This window comes from Neochlamydia sp. AcF95, from assembly GCF_018342455.1.
Classification (GTDB): domain Bacteria; phylum Chlamydiota; class Chlamydiia; order Chlamydiales; family Parachlamydiaceae; genus Neochlamydia.
Map to the genome: position 1 here is coordinate 40,172 of NZ_JAEMUC010000072.1, position 17,668 is coordinate 57,839.

At 36.9% G+C, this 17,668-nt stretch carries 13 protein-coding genes; 8 read left to right on the forward strand and 5 right to left on the reverse strand.

Annotated features, from left to right (window positions below):
* The first annotated feature begins 1,139 nt into the window (after positions 1 to 1,139).
* Entirely contained in the window at positions 1,140 to 1,727 is a 588-nt protein-coding gene (locus NEOC95_RS08675) for a hypothetical protein (RefSeq protein ID WP_166155657.1), read from the forward strand.
* 123 nt (positions 1,728 to 1,850) lie between these two features.
* Positions 1,851 to 2,438: an NADPH-dependent FMN reductase gene (locus NEOC95_RS08680; protein WP_213152523.1), complete on the forward strand. Its 588-nt coding sequence runs from the start codon at positions 1,851 to 1,853 to the stop codon at positions 2,436 to 2,438.
* Between the two features lie 563 nt (positions 2,439 to 3,001).
* Here the strand turns inward: NEOC95_RS08680 and NEOC95_RS08685 are convergent.
* Positions 3,002 to 3,208 (reverse strand): YgaP family membrane protein, encoded by a 207-nt coding sequence (locus NEOC95_RS08685; protein ID WP_213152524.1) that lies wholly within the window; start codon positions 3,206 to 3,208, stop codon positions 3,002 to 3,004.
* A gap of 395 nt (positions 3,209 to 3,603) precedes the next feature.
* Between NEOC95_RS08685 and NEOC95_RS08690 the strand changes: the two genes are divergently transcribed.
* The 3 genes from NEOC95_RS08690 (at position 3,604) to NEOC95_RS08700 (ending at position 6,593) form a co-directional block, all read left to right on the forward strand.
* Entirely contained in the window at positions 3,604 to 4,221 is a 618-nt protein-coding gene (locus NEOC95_RS08690; RefSeq protein WP_166155666.1) for an outer membrane protein, read from the forward strand.
* Positions 4,222 to 4,868: 647 nt separating this feature from the next.
* The gene (locus NEOC95_RS08695) at positions 4,869 to 5,249 is read left to right on the forward strand and encodes a hypothetical protein (protein WP_213152525.1); all 381 of its coding nucleotides are present in this window, start codon (positions 4,869 to 4,871) and stop codon (positions 5,247 to 5,249) included.
* Between the two features lie 276 nt (positions 5,250 to 5,525).
* Positions 5,526 to 6,593, forward strand: a complete 1,068-nt coding sequence (locus tag NEOC95_RS08700) for a leucine-rich repeat domain-containing protein (RefSeq protein ID WP_213152526.1) — start codon at positions 5,526 to 5,528, stop codon at positions 6,591 to 6,593.
* Positions 6,594 to 7,083: 490 nt separating this feature from the next.
* On the opposite strand, the gene NEOC95_RS08705 is transcribed toward NEOC95_RS08700, so the two are convergent.
* The gene (locus NEOC95_RS08705) at positions 7,084 to 7,629 is read right to left on the reverse strand and encodes a biotin transporter BioY (protein ID WP_166155678.1); all 546 of its coding nucleotides are present in this window, start codon (positions 7,627 to 7,629) and stop codon (positions 7,084 to 7,086) included.
* 495 nt (positions 7,630 to 8,124) lie between these two features.
* Here NEOC95_RS08705 and NEOC95_RS08710 point away from each other — a divergent pair, with 495 nt between their 5' ends.
* The 3 genes from NEOC95_RS08710 to NEOC95_RS08720 all read left to right on the forward strand — a co-directional run bounded on the left by NEOC95_RS08710 (position 8,125) and on the right by NEOC95_RS08720 (position 12,655).
* A complete protein-coding gene (locus NEOC95_RS08710; protein WP_249270214.1) occupies positions 8,125 to 10,857 on the forward strand; it encodes an AMP-binding protein in 2,733 nt (910 codons plus the stop codon).
* A gap of 93 nt (positions 10,858 to 10,950) precedes the next feature.
* Positions 10,951 to 12,396, forward strand: a complete 1,446-nt coding sequence (cysS, locus tag NEOC95_RS08715) for a cysteine--tRNA ligase (protein WP_349305275.1) — start codon at positions 10,951 to 10,953, stop codon at positions 12,394 to 12,396.
* A gap of 7 nt (positions 12,397 to 12,403) precedes the next feature.
* Positions 12,404 to 12,655 carry a hypothetical protein gene (locus tag NEOC95_RS08720; protein WP_166155684.1) on the forward strand — a complete coding sequence of 84 codons (252 nt, stop codon included), beginning with the start codon at positions 12,404 to 12,406 and terminating at the stop codon, positions 12,653 to 12,655.
* A gap of 669 nt (positions 12,656 to 13,324) precedes the next feature.
* On the opposite strand, the gene NEOC95_RS09560 is transcribed toward NEOC95_RS08720, so the two are convergent.
* The 3 genes from NEOC95_RS09560 to rimO all read right to left on the reverse strand — a co-directional run bounded on the left by NEOC95_RS09560 (position 13,325) and on the right by rimO (position 17,491).
* Positions 13,325 to 13,459, reverse strand: a complete 135-nt coding sequence (locus NEOC95_RS09560) for a hypothetical protein (protein WP_283248258.1) — start codon at positions 13,457 to 13,459, stop codon at positions 13,325 to 13,327.
* 347 nt (positions 13,460 to 13,806) lie between these two features.
* A complete protein-coding gene (gene lysS, locus NEOC95_RS08725; protein WP_213152528.1) occupies positions 13,807 to 15,426 on the reverse strand; it encodes a lysine--tRNA ligase in 1,620 nt (539 codons plus the stop codon).
* Positions 15,427 to 16,009: 583 nt separating this feature from the next.
* Entirely contained in the window at positions 16,010 to 17,491 is a 1,482-nt protein-coding gene (gene rimO / locus NEOC95_RS08730) for a 30S ribosomal protein S12 methylthiotransferase RimO (protein WP_213152529.1), read from the reverse strand.
* Positions 17,492 to 17,668: the final 177 nt, after the last annotated feature.

The window sequence follows — 17,668 nt, forward strand, 5'->3', positions numbered from 1 at the left end:
TGCAGCTTATAGGAGATTAACGGGGAGGATAAAAAGAGCCCCAGCCATTTAGGCATTGATGGCCTGGATAGTAATCGTTAACTTGGCTCATGAGAAAAAAATGAATGCAGCCTACCGGAATAAAATGGATTGAAATAATAATTTTAAAATTGAAAACTTTTTTTTAAAAATTTCGAAATGGGAAACACGAGAATCTCGTTAGATAGGGTGATTAGCTGCATGATTGCCTACTCACAAAGTACTATTTAATTCAAGCGATTAAAGGCTAGATCATCTTAACTCTTTGCTCCTATCCTAATAAAAATGGGTCTCTTTCCTTTAGATGATCTGCTTGACTAGAGCTTTACCTTCAAATTATTAAGGCTTATAAGGTTTTTCTTGAGTGTTATTAATAATTTGAGAATCAAAAATTTAGCTAATCACCCCAAGATATCAGGGTAAATTGCCTATCGGGAATGATGTTACCAATTCTATTAAATTCTGCTCCGTGAATAGCCTGCTTAAGCTGCCTATTAAGGTTTTCTCAAGTGCTAGGTCTCTTACTTCTAATGTTCCGATAGGCTCTTAATTTTTAAAAGATAGAAGGAGTAATGATAAAAAAGCTGCTAATTTTCTCCCGATCAAAACCAATCATTCAGTAGAGAATGTCCAAGTTAAGGGCTTTTAAACTCGCCAGCAGCTCTTAATTAGCTGTTACTCGCTTTAGAGGTCCTTCTTATGCAGCTCCGTAATTTATGAAATTCCTTTTGTTAAGCAGAGAGGCATATTTCAGAGCGTTAGGTAGGCAGACTAAGCTTTTTAAAGCGTATTACTACTAAATTATCCAATCCTTTCCCTGTATGGCTGAAGTTATATCTATAGTCTAAAAAAGTTAATTCTATCCTAATCTCTTAACAAGGGGATGGCTGTGGAATCAACTGTTTTCTTCAAATGATATAAAAGCAATCACATAAATAATATTTTTTAAATTGTTAAAAAAATTATTTACACAAAACTTAAAAAAATTGAAAGTGAGGTTTGATAAAACTTTAGCCGCGAAAAGCTGCGAAGTGCAGCCCAAGCGAAAAGATTATTATTCGTTCACAGAAAGGATAAATTCTGTAGACGTAAACATTCAAAAATGTTTGGAGGATTATAATATGAAGAAATTTTTGCTCACAGGTTTGGCAATGTGTGGTCTCTTTGTTGCTTCACATAGCTATGCACAAGAGACGTCCGGAGCTGCTTCTGCTGGCGCAGCCTTTGCTCAGAGCCAAGCTTCTAGCTCTCAAAAAGGTCAAGAATGGAATCAGAACAATCAGAATACTACCGAAGAGCATTATTGGAGCCATGATGGCCGTCGTTGGCATCCAGGCGCCTGCTCTATTGAGGGAGAAGATCATCCTTGCGCAGATAGAGCAGCAGATGCTCCTACTGGCGAATGCTGGTGTAAATATGTTCATTATGAGCCTTGTTATTATTATACCAAACGTTGTGTAACGGAGAATAAATATCGTACAAAAAAATGCACTCGCCAAGTACCAAAATACTACGAAGTTCAGAAATGTAGAATGGTTCCCCAGTATTATACCGAGACTGTTTGCAAATATGAAACCGAATGCTATGATGTTCAAGAATGCATACCAAGCAAAAAATGGGTTTCAGATCGTCATGTTAAATATGTGCCCAAATATTACTACAAGCATATATGCGGAAAATCAGGTTGCCCCACTCCCTGTCCGCGTTAATTAAGTTTGCTGTTTGATTCTTTTCATAGCTGTCATTAGATTAATCTGATGACAGCTTTTTAAACATTCTATATGTTAATCGACTAAGCATGATGCTAATGAAAATTACAAAAGGTGATGGTCATGTCTAAAAAACCTAAAATTTTAGCTTTCGCGGGCAGTTTACGCAAAGACTCTCTAAATAAGAAACTGATTAAAATTGCAGCAACTGGCGCTCAGCAGGCTGAAGCCGAAGTGACTCTTATAGATTTAAAAGATTATCCCTTACCTCTTTATGATCAGGATATTGAAGATCTACAGGGTTTGCCAGAAAATGCTTTAAAACTTAAAAACCTAATGGTTCAGCATGATGGCTTCCTTATTGCTTCACCTGAATATAATAGCTCAATACCTGCGGTTTTGAAAAATGTCATCGATTGGACTTCTAGAAAAGCGGAGAAAAACGAGGCTTTCCTATCTAGTTTTTTTGAAAAGCCAGTTGCTCTTTTGAGTGCCTCGCCCGGACACCTTGGTGGTATGCGGGGACTTGTGCATGTACGTTCCATGTTTAGCAATATTTTTTGTTATATAATCCCTCAACAGAAATCCATCTCACAAGCACATACAGCATTTAATGAAGAAGGAAATTTAAAAAACACCCAAGATCAAGAGGATGTACTAAATGTAGGCAGAAAATTAGCACAATTCATTATCAAATTTAATGCAAAATAAGCTCTAAGGCAGCTCTTCTTGCTTATTAAAAACAACTTTAAAATTTTTAAATTAAGCTATCCCTAATCTTTCATAAAAATTTTTAAATCGTATAGCTGAAATTCCTAAAAGAGCATACATACCAAAAAGTCTCTTTATAAGCTAAATTTGAGAGCTTACTGATTTTATAATAATTTTTACATGACAAAAATCTATAGTCAAATTGAGAAAAATCAAAGCTTGTTTTGATTATATGCAGCATAGAAGATAAAAATTGTTACCATGCCAGGAATTGCATTATAAAGTTTTATGCTTCCTACAACTCAAGAAAAGCCTTTGAAACCTTATTGTTAAGTCGCTTTTTATCTTAAGTCGTTAATTCAAATGGCTTTTTTCTTAAAAATACTTAGGGCAAAAATTTCTCATTTCTCGCTTTTATTTGTCATATAAAGTGATCGTCATGCTAAAGCGAGATCTGTATGGTGTCAGAATATGAACTTTTAACATGTCTAAAATAAAAAAGCTTTCTAATTTTAAATATCCCCATAATGCTTTTTAAAGGTGCCCCAAAATAGCAAGAGGGTTTATTTGCCTTCAGGTTTTGTAGGCAGAAAGCAACTGTTTTTTCCTATCAAATGATAGAGTAGGCACCAACTTGCTAATGCTTCATAAAGGGTAAACAGTGCCATGACGCCTAAAAGCCAGCTTTTAAATTGAAAGGCTAATCCGCCCAATAAAAATGCTAAGGTAAATCTTATAATTCGATCAGCAGTGCCTATGTTCTTTTGCATAATTCCTTTTAAAACTTAAGCCAATGAATTTAGCTTGCACTTTAGAGGCTAACTTAGATCTTAAGGATCTCGATTCAATCCCTATCTTATACCCTCAATTTTATTGATAGCTATAGAAAGTTTCATCAGTAATAAAGTTTTATCTTCGCCAAGAAAAAATCTTATGAAGAGAAGGTAGCAAGATAAAAATATTTTATCTCTTTGATTGTTAATAAGATTTAAGCCTTCTAAAAAAAATTAAATGACATTTTCTTTATAAAAAAATAGAATTTTTTTAAGAAAAGATTGTACTTCAGGAAAAAAAACTAATTTTCTCTATTGAAAAATTTAATAACATAGGGTATGTTCACCAGTTGTTGAGACATCCTTAAAACAACGTAACCAAGGAACTCGTTATGAAAAAATTTGTTCTATTAACAATATTGTTTGCCGCGTTTCTCGTGCCGCAGTGCGTGAAAGCAGTAGACATGGAAGGCTTTTATGTAGGTGCAACTGGAGCAGCAAACTTTCTCCAAAATGCTAAAAAACATAGAGGCAAATTTGATACAGGCTATTTCGGCACTGTAGATCTGGGATACCGCTGGTGCAATCGCTTCCATTTAGAAGCTGAAGTTGCATACAGATATAACAAAGGTAAAAAACGCCATCATCATCACAATGGTGACCTAGTAACTAGCCATCGTCATCGTGGACACCGCGATACTTGGGCAGCAATGGTTAATGTCCTATACGATTTCGACATGCACTGGACTATGGCTCCTTATGTTGGTATTGGTATTGGTTATGCTCACATTAAAAATGAGCGTCATTATAACTATGCTGGTAATGCACACCATAGATACCATAAAAACGATAATCAGTTTGCATGGCAAGCAGTTGCTGGCGTTGCATACCCAATCTACTACAATGTGGATTTAGCTGTTGAATATCGTTTCTTTGATACGACAACTCGTCGTCATGAAAGAAGCAATTACAACCACGACGTTGGTGTAAACTTAAAATATTACTTCTAAGCTTAAACATCTTAGAGTATTGTTTCTTTAATGTGTCTTAGGTTTTAACCTAAGACACATTTTTTTTATTCCTTAATTAATTTTTATTTTGTTATGAACTAAAGTATGCTGGCAGATAATGTGCTCTCTTCACCTCCTAGAGAGGCATAAGAGAGCTATTCCTAATAAAATTTACATTTAAGCGGCCAACGGCAGGTGATCTACACCCTCTTTATTAAAGGTAATCTTAGCTAATCTTTTTATCTTTGCATTCGGCCAAGAAAAAAATGTCCTCTTTTCATATCAGTTGCTCACTCCTAAGCTTACTGACAGATCGCTTCAAATCGTCCTTTAGATCCCATTATTCTATTTCTTTAAAAAAGACAAACTATTTCTTACCCTGTTAATACCAATCGCTCACAACCTTAAGCTTTTTGCTGTGCACTTTGTTGACTCTAATTATTATACCCACTTTTTTAGGCTAGCATATCCAACTTTTTCAACCGTTTCTTTTTAAGATCCATTTGCTTATCAGATCTTTATTGAAGGTTCCTGCCTAATCGTTAATTTTCAATTCTTTATATCTAAAGATTTAAGGAAGATACTAGGATTCTTTTAAATTTAAATAGTTATTAATTACTTTGTTGTTTTTTTAGCTAGGAGGGTTAATGAATAATATATTTCCAAACTACAGCGTAGACCGAGAGCCTACGAGATATGGCGGATATCGAGAAGATTATCAGCTTAAAAGCAAAGAGATAATTCGCGAAGGAATAAAAAAAATCAAAATTTCTCCCAAAGAACTCATATCTGAAGCGCCTTACGCCAAAACTGTAGAGATAGTAGAAGGCTGTCGGGCTTTTAAGACTACCTCTTGCCATGCAGGCCTTGAACAAAGATGGGTAGTCATCTTTAGCCAAGCGGCCTATCAAAGAGAATACCCTACTTTATCTAAACATGACTTAAGGGCAATGCAAAAGAAGCCAAAGCCTTTATTAAGCTCATGCAATAAAAGTTTTTATGTTCAAACGATGCTAAACGTCAATTAGATAAGCTTGTAAAAAAACTTAAATATATACAGATTATCGAACCTCCAGTTATAACAACTCAAAAGTATACTACATCTGGTCGGCCCAAAGCTGAGCAAAAATCTTCTATCTCTAGCTATCGCCTATAAGGCATAGTAGCTTGCTCTTTGCTTAACAAGTTAGCCAATACCCCTTTGGTGATAAGGATACAAATTGGTTTGACTTGCTTTTTTAATTTTTTTATATTGCCTTTAATAAATAAAATGCTGAAAAGTCATCACTATCCAAGGAAATAAAATGCATCCTATCTCTTCTGTATCTATTGAAAGCTTGCCCAATGAATTGCTGCTTCCTATCTTAGAGGCTTGCGCATGTCCTTCCTTATTTAGCGTCTGTAAAAGATGGCATCATCTGCTGGCTTCTGAAGTGATGCCTTCTCTTTATAAAAAAATAGCCCAGCTTCATTTTCCCAGGGGAGATGCCACTACCCCGCGAACTCTTATGTTAGTTAGAGTTTATCAACTCAATCCTGTACTTATCTCTACTGAAAAAGTTTATCAAGTTTTTAAACAAGTTTTTGCCTTAGCTAACTCTATTTCTCCTTTAGAGTTTAAAGAGAAAACAGAAGAAAAAAGAGGCTTAACGCTGGCTAATTACTCTTCTTATCTCTTAAATATTAATCGTCTTTTACCTTGGAAAAAACTTCCTGGTGGGGAAGAATACTTGAGCCGAGAAGAAATTAAACATTTACCTTTAGAAAAACAAGGAAAGTTACTTAGAGATTGGATTGAAGAAAATTGTAAAAATACCACGGCTTTAAATTTATCTGGAGTAGGCTTGACTTATTTACCCCCAGAAATATGCCAGTTATCTAAGCTGCAAAGGCTTGACTTAAATCAAAACCAACTCACCAACCTTCCTACAGAAATCGGGCAATTGTCTCAGCTGCAAGAGCTTTACTTAGACCAAAACCAGCTCTCTAGCCTTCCTGCAGAAAGCGGACAATTGTCTCAGCTAAAATGGCTTTGCTTAGGTCAAAACCAGCTCACCAGTCTGCCTACAGAAATCGGGCAAATGCCTCAGCTACAAATACTTTACTTACATCAAAACCAGCTCACCGCTTTGCCTACAGAAATCGGGCAATTATCTCAGCTGCGAGCTCTTGGCTTAAATCAAAACCAGCTCACCAGTCTGCCTGCAGGAATTGGGCAATTGTCTCGGCTGAGGCGGCTTTACTTGAACCAAAACCAGCTCACCAGCCTGCCTGCAGAAATCGGGCAGCTGTCTCAGCTTACTGAGCTTGAATTAGCGGAAAATCCTTTGAAAGATATGGCAGAAAAAATAAAGCAGCGTTTTCCATTATAGTTTGCGAACGAATATAGCGATATGATTTGTTTGAAAGACGTTCGTGAAGATTTAAGAGAATAAATGCCTATAAGAAAAATAAGAAAAAAAAGTAGAGAAGGGTTAGCCATAAAGTATTTTCAAACCTCGCTGGGCTTAAGGGATATTCTCAAAGTCTCCGAGCTATTTTAAAGATAAGTAAAATTATTATACCTCTATAAAGGCGGAATCGCCGGTAGTTTGTATAAATTTTTTAAGGAAGGAAACCGAGTTTATACTTTGGAATGGCATATGTTAAGATTTTTAAGCAAGGATGGGATAAGAACGGAAGTTTAATTAGTTGAAAGCTTTTCATTTTATCAGGGCGGGGGTTAAGACACAAAAGACTTTTGTGTAGAGTATTTTTAAAAGAAGCTAGGCCCATTAATTTAAAAAGGGATATCTGATACAAGCTAAATAATAATTTCTTTTCTGAGATTCTCTTCCTTAACTTTACCAAGAGATAAAAATTTCATCTTTGAATTTTGCGAGAAGTTAGATAACCCATCGTGATAAATATTTTTAAAGCCTCGCTAAATAAAAAAGGATATGCTCCCATGTAAATTGCATTTTTTCCCCCTACAAAAATTGCTAAAATACTAGCCCCTAGGATTAAAACAAGTAAACATGCAAGAGCAAGAATTACTAAATTATTCCGTATGGATTGCTGGGAAGAGGCTTTGCCTGCTATATAAGCTTGCAAAGGCATAGCCAAAAGGTAGCCCGCTTTAGGGCCTATCAAAATAAGAGGTTGAGCAATTAAAGGACTAAAAACTGGCAATCCGCATGAGCCTTGTAGTAAGTAGAGAAGAGTGGCAGCAGCAGCTTGCCTAGAGCCTAAAGTTACTCCTAGAAAAAGAACGGCTAAAGTTTGACAGGTAAATGGAACGGGGGAAAAGGGGAGGGTAAGACTAACCTTAGCACCTAGCGCTATTAAAAAAGAGCCTGCTAAACTTATCAAAAGCCTGCATAGCCAGGAGTCTGTAAGTGTAAAACTAGAGGGTATTGCTAGCTGCATCAGTAATTTCTCCTTCACAAAGATAAGAATGCAGTTTATTTATACTTTTTCTCTTTTGCAAGAAAAAAATGTAGGAAATAGGTAAGATAGAGGGAATAAATTTTTTTTAACTTAACCATTTTTTATATATTGATGATGCCCTTAGGCTAAAAGTGGTCAATCAGAATGTTTCTCAATGGTTGATTAATTTTTATGCAAATTAGCATGCGAGGGATGAAATTTACTGTTACTAATTTTTTTAGATTGCCTGTTTACTTTTTATTTATGAACTTTTTCTTGATGCCTATTGGGAAAAAAAGAAGCTTATCTCTTAATCTGAGCATGTATAGGCTTTTCCTTTATATAAACTAGTCCCCTTTAATCAATAACGAAGAGTTAGGCTAGGAGAGAAGGCTGGTCTATTAATAGAGCGTGGAAAGAGCTAGAATTCTTCTTGTAAATTTTAATCCATTAAATGAAAATGCTCGGCTATAAAAGCTTATAAGGAATTTCCACATGATGAAAAAAATTTTGTTTATTATTACCTATTATTTATTGAAGTGCATGCTATGGTTTAGGTATCGCATCAAAATAGAAGGGCTCGAAAACATCAATTCCCAAACTCTTAAAAGGTCAGGAGGGGTTTTATTTCTTCCCAGCCATCCTGCCATTTTTGTTGATCCAATAGCTGTTTCTATGGCTGTAATAAAAAAATTTCCCATTCGCCCTATGATTACAGACTATATGTATTATCATCCGGCGATTAATAGATTTGCTCGTCTTGTAGACGCTTTACCAGTGCCCAATTTTCATACTACCACTAACAGCTTAAAGCGCAAGAAAAATGAAGAGGTTTTTCAGGCTGTGATAGACGGCCTTAATAACAAGCAAAATTTTCTTGTTTATCCGGCGGGTAAGACCAAGGATACTAATCTTGAGATCATTGGAGGGGCTTCAGGGGCTCATAAAATCATACAAGGAGCTCCTACTCTAAATGTCGTGCTGGTTAGAACAAAAGGATTATGGGGTAGTAGCTTTTCAAGAGCTTTTACACCAGGCTCTTCTCCTCTTATGTTTCCTACGATTATAAAGGGAATCAAGCATGTCTTCAAAAATTTAATTTTATTTACCCCTCGACGAGATATAATCATTTCTTTTGAGGTGGCACCTGAAGATTTTCCTTATAAAGGAACACGTATTGAAATAAATAAATATTTAGAAGCTTGGTATAATCAGCCAGATGGCCTTTCTAAAGAAAATAACAAAGCTCCTGGTGATACACTCGTGCTCGTTCCTTATAGTATATGGAATAATAAAATTCCTAAAATAGACGAACTAAAAGCTCTTGCTGAAGATGTTATCCCTTTAGACTCTATTTCTACAGAAATCCAGGATCTAATCATTAATAAGTTATCAGAAGTGGCTGATATAGAGGCAAAAGAGATAAAACCTACCATGCTTTTATCCTCAGATCTAGGATTGGATTCTTTGGATATGGCTGAGTTGGTAGTTTATCTAGATGAAAAGTTTGATGTTAAGGGAGTAACCGTGGCGGATTTAACCACGGTCAATAAGTTCATGGGATATGCCGCAAAAAAAATTACTACTCCGCTTATAACAGAGACCCATGCAAAAGCTTCTGCTAAATGGGAAGTGAATGGATTTCGTACACGTTGTTACATTGCTCCCGGTCATACTATTCCGGAAGCTTTTTTTAATGTATGTTCAAAGAAGGGTAAGCAACCGGCTTGTAGCGACGACCGTACAGGCATTCTAACATATTCTCAAATGAAGCTACGTGCTATTCTCCTTGCCGAATACATTCGGAAACTGCCAGGCGAGTATATTGGAATCCTTCTTCCTTCCTCTGCAGGTACTGCTATCCTTATAATGGCTGTACAGCTAGCCGGGAAAGTTCCTTTAATGATTAATTGGACAGTAGGTTCCCGTCATTTAGAGTCCGTAATTTCTCTTTCTAAGATTCAGGTGGTCCTAACTTCATGGGCCTTTTTAGATCGTTTAGAGAATGTAGAGTTGAATGGTATTGAAGAAAAACTTTTAATGCTTGAAGACGTACGCCCTCATCTAGGAATTAAGCAAAAGCTCAAGGCCTTATGGCGTTCAAAACAAAGCAATAAGAAAATATTTAAAAAATTAGGCTTTAGTAATAATCCTGAAAATGTAGCCGTTCTTCTATTTACAAGTGGTACGGAAAGTATGCCTAAAGGGGTTCCTTTAAAGCATGCCAATATTCTTTCTAATTTAAGAGCTTCTCTAAACGATGTAGAAATTTTTAGTGATGATGTATTTCTCGCCATGCTCCCTCCATTTCATTCTTTTGGATTTACTGTGAGTAGTTTATTAGGAGTTCTTTCGGGCTTTAGAACCACCTTTTATCCCAATCCGACCGATGGAAAAGGGCTTGCTTCTGCTTTTGAACGATGGGGAGCTACCCTTATTTGTGGGGCACCTACTTTTATAAAAGGGATGCTAAAAGTGGCTAAAGCTGAAAACTTGAAGAAACTGCGTTTATGTGTAACGGGCGCAGAGAAAGCTCCCCTTGATTTGTTTCAGCAAATAGAAAAAATAGGGAAAAAGAATCACCTTCTCGAAGGTTATGGAATTACGGAGTGTTCCCCCGTACTAACTATTAATAGACCTAATCAGCCCCATAAAGGTGTAGGCCAGCCCCTAAGTAATGTAGAGCTAATGATTGTTCACCCTGAAACCCTCGAAATCCTTCCTCCAGATACCCAAGGATTAATTCTAGCACGAGGGCCCAATGTTTTTTCTGGATATCTCAATCCAGGAGTGTCTAATCCTTTTGTAATGGTAGATGGTAAAGAATGGTATAAGACGGGGGATTTAGGGTTTTTGGATGCTAACAATGCTTTAACAATTTCTGGGCGTATGAAGCGTTTTGTGAAGATAGGAGGCGAAATGATAAGCTTAGCTTCAGTTGAAAATGTGCTTTTACATGTGAAAGAGGAAAAAGGCTGGGATAGTTTAGAAGACGAGGGACCTTTACTGGCCATGTGCGCTAATGAAGTGGACGGAGAAAAAACCAAGCTTTACCTATTTACCCGTTTTGAGACTACGGTCGATGAAGTGAACAAGACTTTAAAAGAAGGAGGATTTAGCAATCTAGTCAAAGTCAATGCTGTCTATAAAATTGATTCCATTCCTATCATGGGTACAGGTAAGGTCAATTATCGGCAGCTAGAGAACCAATATTTGAATAAAGCATAAGAGGGTTAACAGTTTGTTAGGATAAAACTTGCAAAGATGATTAGAAAATAAGATTTTGAAAAATAGTTACTTAAATGAGCATAGCAAATAATGATAGAACAAGCCGAGAAAAGCAAACCTTCTCTTAAATTCTTTAATACTGAAAAACGATCCAAAGAAATATTTAAGCCTTTTAACGATCGAATGGTTCGTATGTATACATGCGGCCCGACAGTTTATAATTTTGCTCATATCGGCAATTTTAGAACCTATATTTTTGAGGACGTGCTAAGACGTACTTTAAAATTTTTCGGCTATAAAGTCATGCAGGTTATGAATCTCACCGATGTAGACGATAAAACTATCAAAGGAGCTATTGCTCATAATATAACTTTACAAGAGTACACAAAGCCTTATATTCAAGCATTTTTTGAGGACTTAAAAAGCCTTAACATTGAACCTGCTGAACACTATCCGGCGGCTACCGATTATTTGGAAGAGATGATCCAAATGATACAAACTTTATTAGATAAAGGAGTTGCTTATAGAGGAGGTGATGGAAGTATTTATTATGCTATCCGCAAGTTTCCTCGCTATGGATGTTTATCCCACCTCAAATTAGAGGAATTGCAAACAGGAGCTTCGGAGCGCCTTACAGCAGATGAATATGACAAGGAAAACGCCTCAGATTTTGTTCTCTGGAAGCATTATAATGCTGAGCGAGATGGAAAAATTTTTTGGGAAAGTCCTTTTGGTCCTGGACGTCCAGGTTGGCATCTAGAGTGTTCGGCCATGGCAATAAAAATTTTAGGAGAAAGCATCGATATTCACTGTGGAGGAGTAGACAATATATTTCCTCATCATGAAAATGAAATCGCTCAATCTGAAGCTTATAGCGATAAAATGTTTGTTAAATACTGGATGCATGCAGAACATTTAGTGGTAGAAAATAAAAAGATGTCAAAAAGCTTAGGGAATTTTTATACTTTGCGGGATCTTTTAGAAAAGGGTTTCACAGGAAAGCAAGTGCGTTACATGCTATTGCAGACGCATTATAAGACTCAGCTTAATTTTTCTTTTCCTGGTTTAGAAAGTGTTAAAGCTGCTTTGCAAAGACTCAATGATTTCATTCAAAGACTTTTAACTTATAATAAGGGTAATGAAAAGGGCTTAGTCGGACCCCTTGTGCAAAAAGCTTACCACGCATTTAGCCAAGCATTAGCCGATGACTTAAATATCTCTGTAGCTTTAGCTGCTGTTTTCGAGTTGGTTAGAGAAGTAAATGCTATTAGCGATACCCAAAATATGAGCGTTACTGAAGCTCAGGAGGTCTTACAGGCTATGCGCGAATTTGACTCTGTTTTAGGGGTGCTTAACTTCGAAAAAGTTGAGGAAGATATTCCAGATGAGCTACAACAGGCTCTGCTTAATCGCACAAAAGCTCGAGAAAATAAAGCCTGGGCACAAGCAGATACTCTAAGGGATTTTATTGTAAGCAAAGGTTATCTTATTGAAGATACTCCAGAGGGTGCCCGTTTAAAAAAAATTGAAAATAGATGAGGAATACATGACACGTAAAGCTCATACAGCGGATGAACGATTTATCATATGCGCCTATCAAGCTCTTGAAGGCCTAAATGATAAAGAGGCCCCTTTAAATTTCTATAAAGTGGGGGAAAAAGCAGGAATTACGCATAAAGGAGTTAAAGCTATCTGCAAATTGCTTATACAAGCAAATTTTATAAAAAAAATTTCGGATGAAGAAATTTATCTTACCCAAAATGGAGAACAGCTTGCTCTGCGGTTGTTAGAAGAATGATCCTTTGATGGCCTATATGCCACTTGCACTAGGCCAACCCTATCTACTGTGATTTAAAGAACCTTTATATCCTGTAACCACTTACTTACGCTCATTTATTCAACAGTATCCTTGCCGCTTGCATTAAAATTTTTTAATCAAATAGTTGCTTTTAAAAGATTTTCCCATACCTAGGAGCCTCATTTAGTACTAATCTGTTAAGTGCCTTTCTGGCACCCATAGAGATAAGGTTTATTAATAAAGGAGGGATAGGGGGATCTAAGATAATTAAACTTTATTCGAGAGCAACTTAATGAATAGATCAATGTTTTCAAAGCCACCCTAGGAAGATCAGGAAGGATCCGCGGCTGCAAATTATACCCCTCAGGATTATAAGAGAGGGATAAAGAAAATCTAACGAACCTATGGCACAAAGGCTTCCTGGAGGAAATGAACAAGCTCTCCAACAATTTGTCAATCCGAGTCATATGAGATTATGCAGTACTGCAAAAATAATTGGCAGATCAATAATTGTCTTTCATCGGGAGATAAGGATATCCTTGGTAATTCTACCTAGGTGTCCAAAATATGAAGGCATTCTCCGGTTTTAGCATCCTAAAGTTGAACGTTGTGGGTGGTGGAGATTGCAATCCATTGGCTGCTTAGAGAGAAATACGTCTGGAAGATACTTTAGGGTCCTTCAAAGCTTTTTAGACATTCACCTGTTTGGGTATCCCAAAGGCGGACGCCTTGGCTGTTAGTGGTAACTATCCGCTTGCTATCTGGTGAAATTGGCGTCCCACAAGCGAGTAGCTTGGTCGCCACTGATTTAAGCTTTTAAATGAGTTTTCGCTGTCTCGTCAAGAAAATATTTATTTTTCTAAAATTATAGCAAAGTTTATTATTTGCTTGATTAACATGCATTTTCAGAGGCTTAAAGAAGGGAAATTTTTACTTTTCTTAATCAAACATTGTGCTGGCTTTAAGGGGAATAGGCAAGGGGAGGTCGGTTTAGAAGGTAGGACTTCTTCTTCCTTTACTTACAAATAGGGAGGCAGAGGTTTAGTAGGCAGAAGTGTAAACAAATATTTAGAGGAATATTAATATTCTAATGAATTACGAGAAGTGAGGCTACAATCTATTAAGTAGCTCACTTCTAAAAAGCAAAGAAATTATTCTTGTGGTTTCATCCAAGGGAAAAATAACACATCTCTTATAGAATGAGAGTGGGTCATCAACATAACAAGCCGATCTATGCCAATGCCTACACCCCCTGTAGGAGGCATTCCTTGGCAAATAGCTTCAATGAATTCTTCATCTAAAGGAGAAGCTTCTTCATCACCAGCCTCACGACGCTGGGACTGCTGTTCAAGCAAGCTTCTTTGTAACTCTGGATCATTAAGTTCGCTGTAAGCATTGCAGATCTCTTGCCCCAGCACAAAACTTTCAAAACGTTCCACCATACCATTTGCCCGTTCTGCAGCCTCACGATGTAATTTACATAAGGGGGTGGTTTCAATAGGGTGGTCGATGATGTGATGGGGCTGGATCAGATGAGGTTCAACATGTACAGCAAATAGCGCGGCGATAAGTAAACCTTTAGACATATTAGCAAGTTTTTTTGGATCTACGTGTCCACTCTCAAGTAGCATGCTCCTCATTTCCTTCTCTGAGAGCTTTTCAACATCTATGTGGGCATAATGAGAAAGACTTTCTTTCATTTTCATTCTTGGCCAGGGGGCTTTAAAATCAATGGTTATCTGTTCTTTTGAATCTGGTAGAGTAGCTACAACTTTTGTTGTTCCATGCAATTCTATAGCTAGCTTTTCAAATAGGTTCTCAACGAGGCTCATCATATCTTTATAGTCCCAATAAGCCGCATAAGCTTCTAGTAAAGTAAATTCAGGGTTGTGATTGCGATCGATCCCTTCATTGCGGAAAACCTTTCCTATTTCAAATACACGATCCATTCCCCCAATGATCAGTTTCTTAAGAGGGATTTCCAATGAGATGCGTAAAAACATCTCCTGCTCTAGGGCATTTAAAGTAGTAGTAAAGGGACGCGCTTCTGCCCCACCATATATACTTTGCAATACAGGGGTTTCAACTTCCATAAATTTATGACTTTCAAGATAGTTGCGAATAAAACGTAAAATCTTGCTGCGTATGCGAAAGGTTTCTTGCACTTCCATGTTGCTGATCAAATCCAGCCACCGTTTGCGATAGCGAAGCTCTTTGTCGGCAAGCCCTGCATATTTATCAGCTAAGGGTAAAAGTGTTTTACAAAGTAAAGTTGCTTTATGGACAAAGATAGTCAATTCACCTTTATTCGTATGGAAAAGAAATCCTTCAATGCCGAGGATATCACCCAAATCTATTTTTTTCTCAATAAGTTTATAGGCAGAAAGATGTTCAGCGCCATCTTCACTTAGTTCAGGATGATAGCCGGACAATTCAGTAAGGTCTCGATTAAACATGACTTGCAGACGTCCAGTTTCGTCTTGAATATGGGCAAAGGCATTTTTTCCCATTGCACGAAAAAGTACCAATCTTCCTGCTATACGCACAGAAGGTGTCTTAGCTGCCATGGCATCTTCACTATGTCCAATATTTGCATGCTGATATTGTTCAATAACAGCCTGAGTTGAGTGAGTTGGTGCATAATGATGAGGGTAGGGATCGATTCCAAGGCTTCTTAGCTCAGCGAGCTTACGCGAACGATTTTTAAACTCTTCGTGATGCTGATAAGCTGGAAGAGAAGAGGTTGTTATGTTATCTTGAGTAGGATTCATATTTTTTCAACGTTAGTTTATATTTTTATTGCTTAGTTATAAAAAAAGAAAGCTTGGCTTTTTATTTCATGGCTTTTTCTTTAAAGAGGGACTCGTGCATTTGGGACTGACAAGTAGGCAATATATCTATTACCCAATTAAAGATAAAGAGGCGAGTAAGATAAGCTGGTTTAAGTGTCTTTGCAGGCTGTAAGGGTTAATTATTGAACGCTTTTTTCTTCTCTTGCACTTTAGCTTTATTCATTCGCTTGCTTAAATAGTTTTTTGCTACAATTTTGTATTTATCTGGCAGTGAATGCATAGCTTTAGGCTTTGAAAGAATCTTAAGAGATTTCCCTTTAGCTTAACGATAGCAAGGTTATTTTCTTGCTATCGGCTCTAACACCTATAATAATAGGTCAGACCAGCTTTAGCTGAATAAGGAAAAGTCTTAATCACTTTTCCTAGGATTGTTTAAAGCTTTTCCTAATCATGCTTGCTTAATCTTTATCTTTTAAGTTCTTTTTAATCGACTGTCTTATCGTACTTGACACCGGCTAAAATTTATAATGCTAGCCTTAATAGCTTAATAGCTTGTAAATACCTATAGTACGCTTCCTATTAGATCATAGCCGGCAACTTCCGTGATCTCAACTAAATATAATTCTCCAAATGCTTTAACTTTGCGGCTATCATTGATAATAATTTGGCCATCAATTTCAGGACATTGACCATAGAAGCGACCCACCATTAACAAATTGGTTTCGGGATGATACCCTTCGACGATGACCTTCAACTTTTTTCCCACATACTTGCTATTAGCTTTTTTTAGTACTTTTTGCTGAATTTTCATTAATTTACGATAACGTCTTTCTTTTACCTCTTCCTCTATCTGATTAGGTAGATCAAAAGAGTAAGATCCTGGTTCGCGGGAATATTTGAAAATCCCAATATTATCGAGAGGATAATCTTGGATAAACTGAGCTAGCTCTTCAAATTGGTCTGCTGTTTCTCCCGGAAAGCCTACAATTAAGCTTGTACGGATGACGATATGAGGGATTTCATTACGCAGCTTGGTAATCGTTTTAATAATGTCTTCTTTTGAAGTTGCGCGGTGCATAGATTTTAACACCACATTATTGATATGCTGGATTGGCATGTCTAAATAAGGGCAAATGCGAGCATCACTTTTGATAAGAGCAATCAATTCATCGGTGATTTCATCGGGATAAAGGTAAAGTAAACGTAGCCAGAACTTTTTATCTATGGCTAGCATGGATTGTAATAAGTCGATTAAGGCTGCTTGATTTCTCGAACCCATATCTTTGCCATAATCTCCAAGATCTTGGGCAATAAGAATAATCTCATGCACCCCTTCATTAAGCAAAAAATTAAACTCTTTTAAAATCTGCTCTTTGCTTTTACTCTTGAGAGGTCCTTTGATGGTAGGAATGACACAATAAGCACAACGCTTTCGGCAGCCCTCCGCAATTTTAAGATAAGCGTAATGTTTAGGAGTGGATAATTGGCGAGGAATCTCCCCATTCTCCAAAAAACTGCGTCCCTTGGAGACAAGTTTACCTTTTTGAGTAGCCTGGACAGCTTGCAATATACCTTGTACGTCCCCTGATCCTAGAAGATAATCGATCCCTGGGAATTGTTTTTCCATTTCCTCGTGATGAGTTTGTACCATGCAACCTGTGACCACTAGCTTGGCACTTTTTTTGCGCTGTTGTAAGGTATGCTTAACTGTATCCATGGATTCTTTACGAGAAGCTTCCAAAAAGCCGCAAGTATTGATGACCAAATAATCTGCTTGGGATAATTCCTGGGTAACTTCATAGCCTGCTTTCAACAAAATACCTAGCATTACTTCACTATCGACCAAATTACGAGGACATCCAAGGCTAATAAAATGAATTTTATTTCCATCGTAGTCAAAATGAAAAGTTCCTTCCTGAGAGGCTAAATTATCAAATTTATCATTAGCTAAGAGGCTGTCAGGGGAAGAAGGGGTTGCACAACATGCTGCTGCATCGGAACAACACGATTTAAGAGCTAATGGTTTTTTGTCTTTGGGGATCATAGGTAGCATGAATAAAATTCTCCAGGAATAAATAAGGTTATAAAAACTATAAAGGTTAATTAAATATATTTAAATCCAAATTTGATACATGTAAAAATTATCTTTAAAATGATAGAGGATTAGGTAAGCTAAATAATAAGCCGAAGCCTTATTTATTTATTCCCTCAATTGAAACTA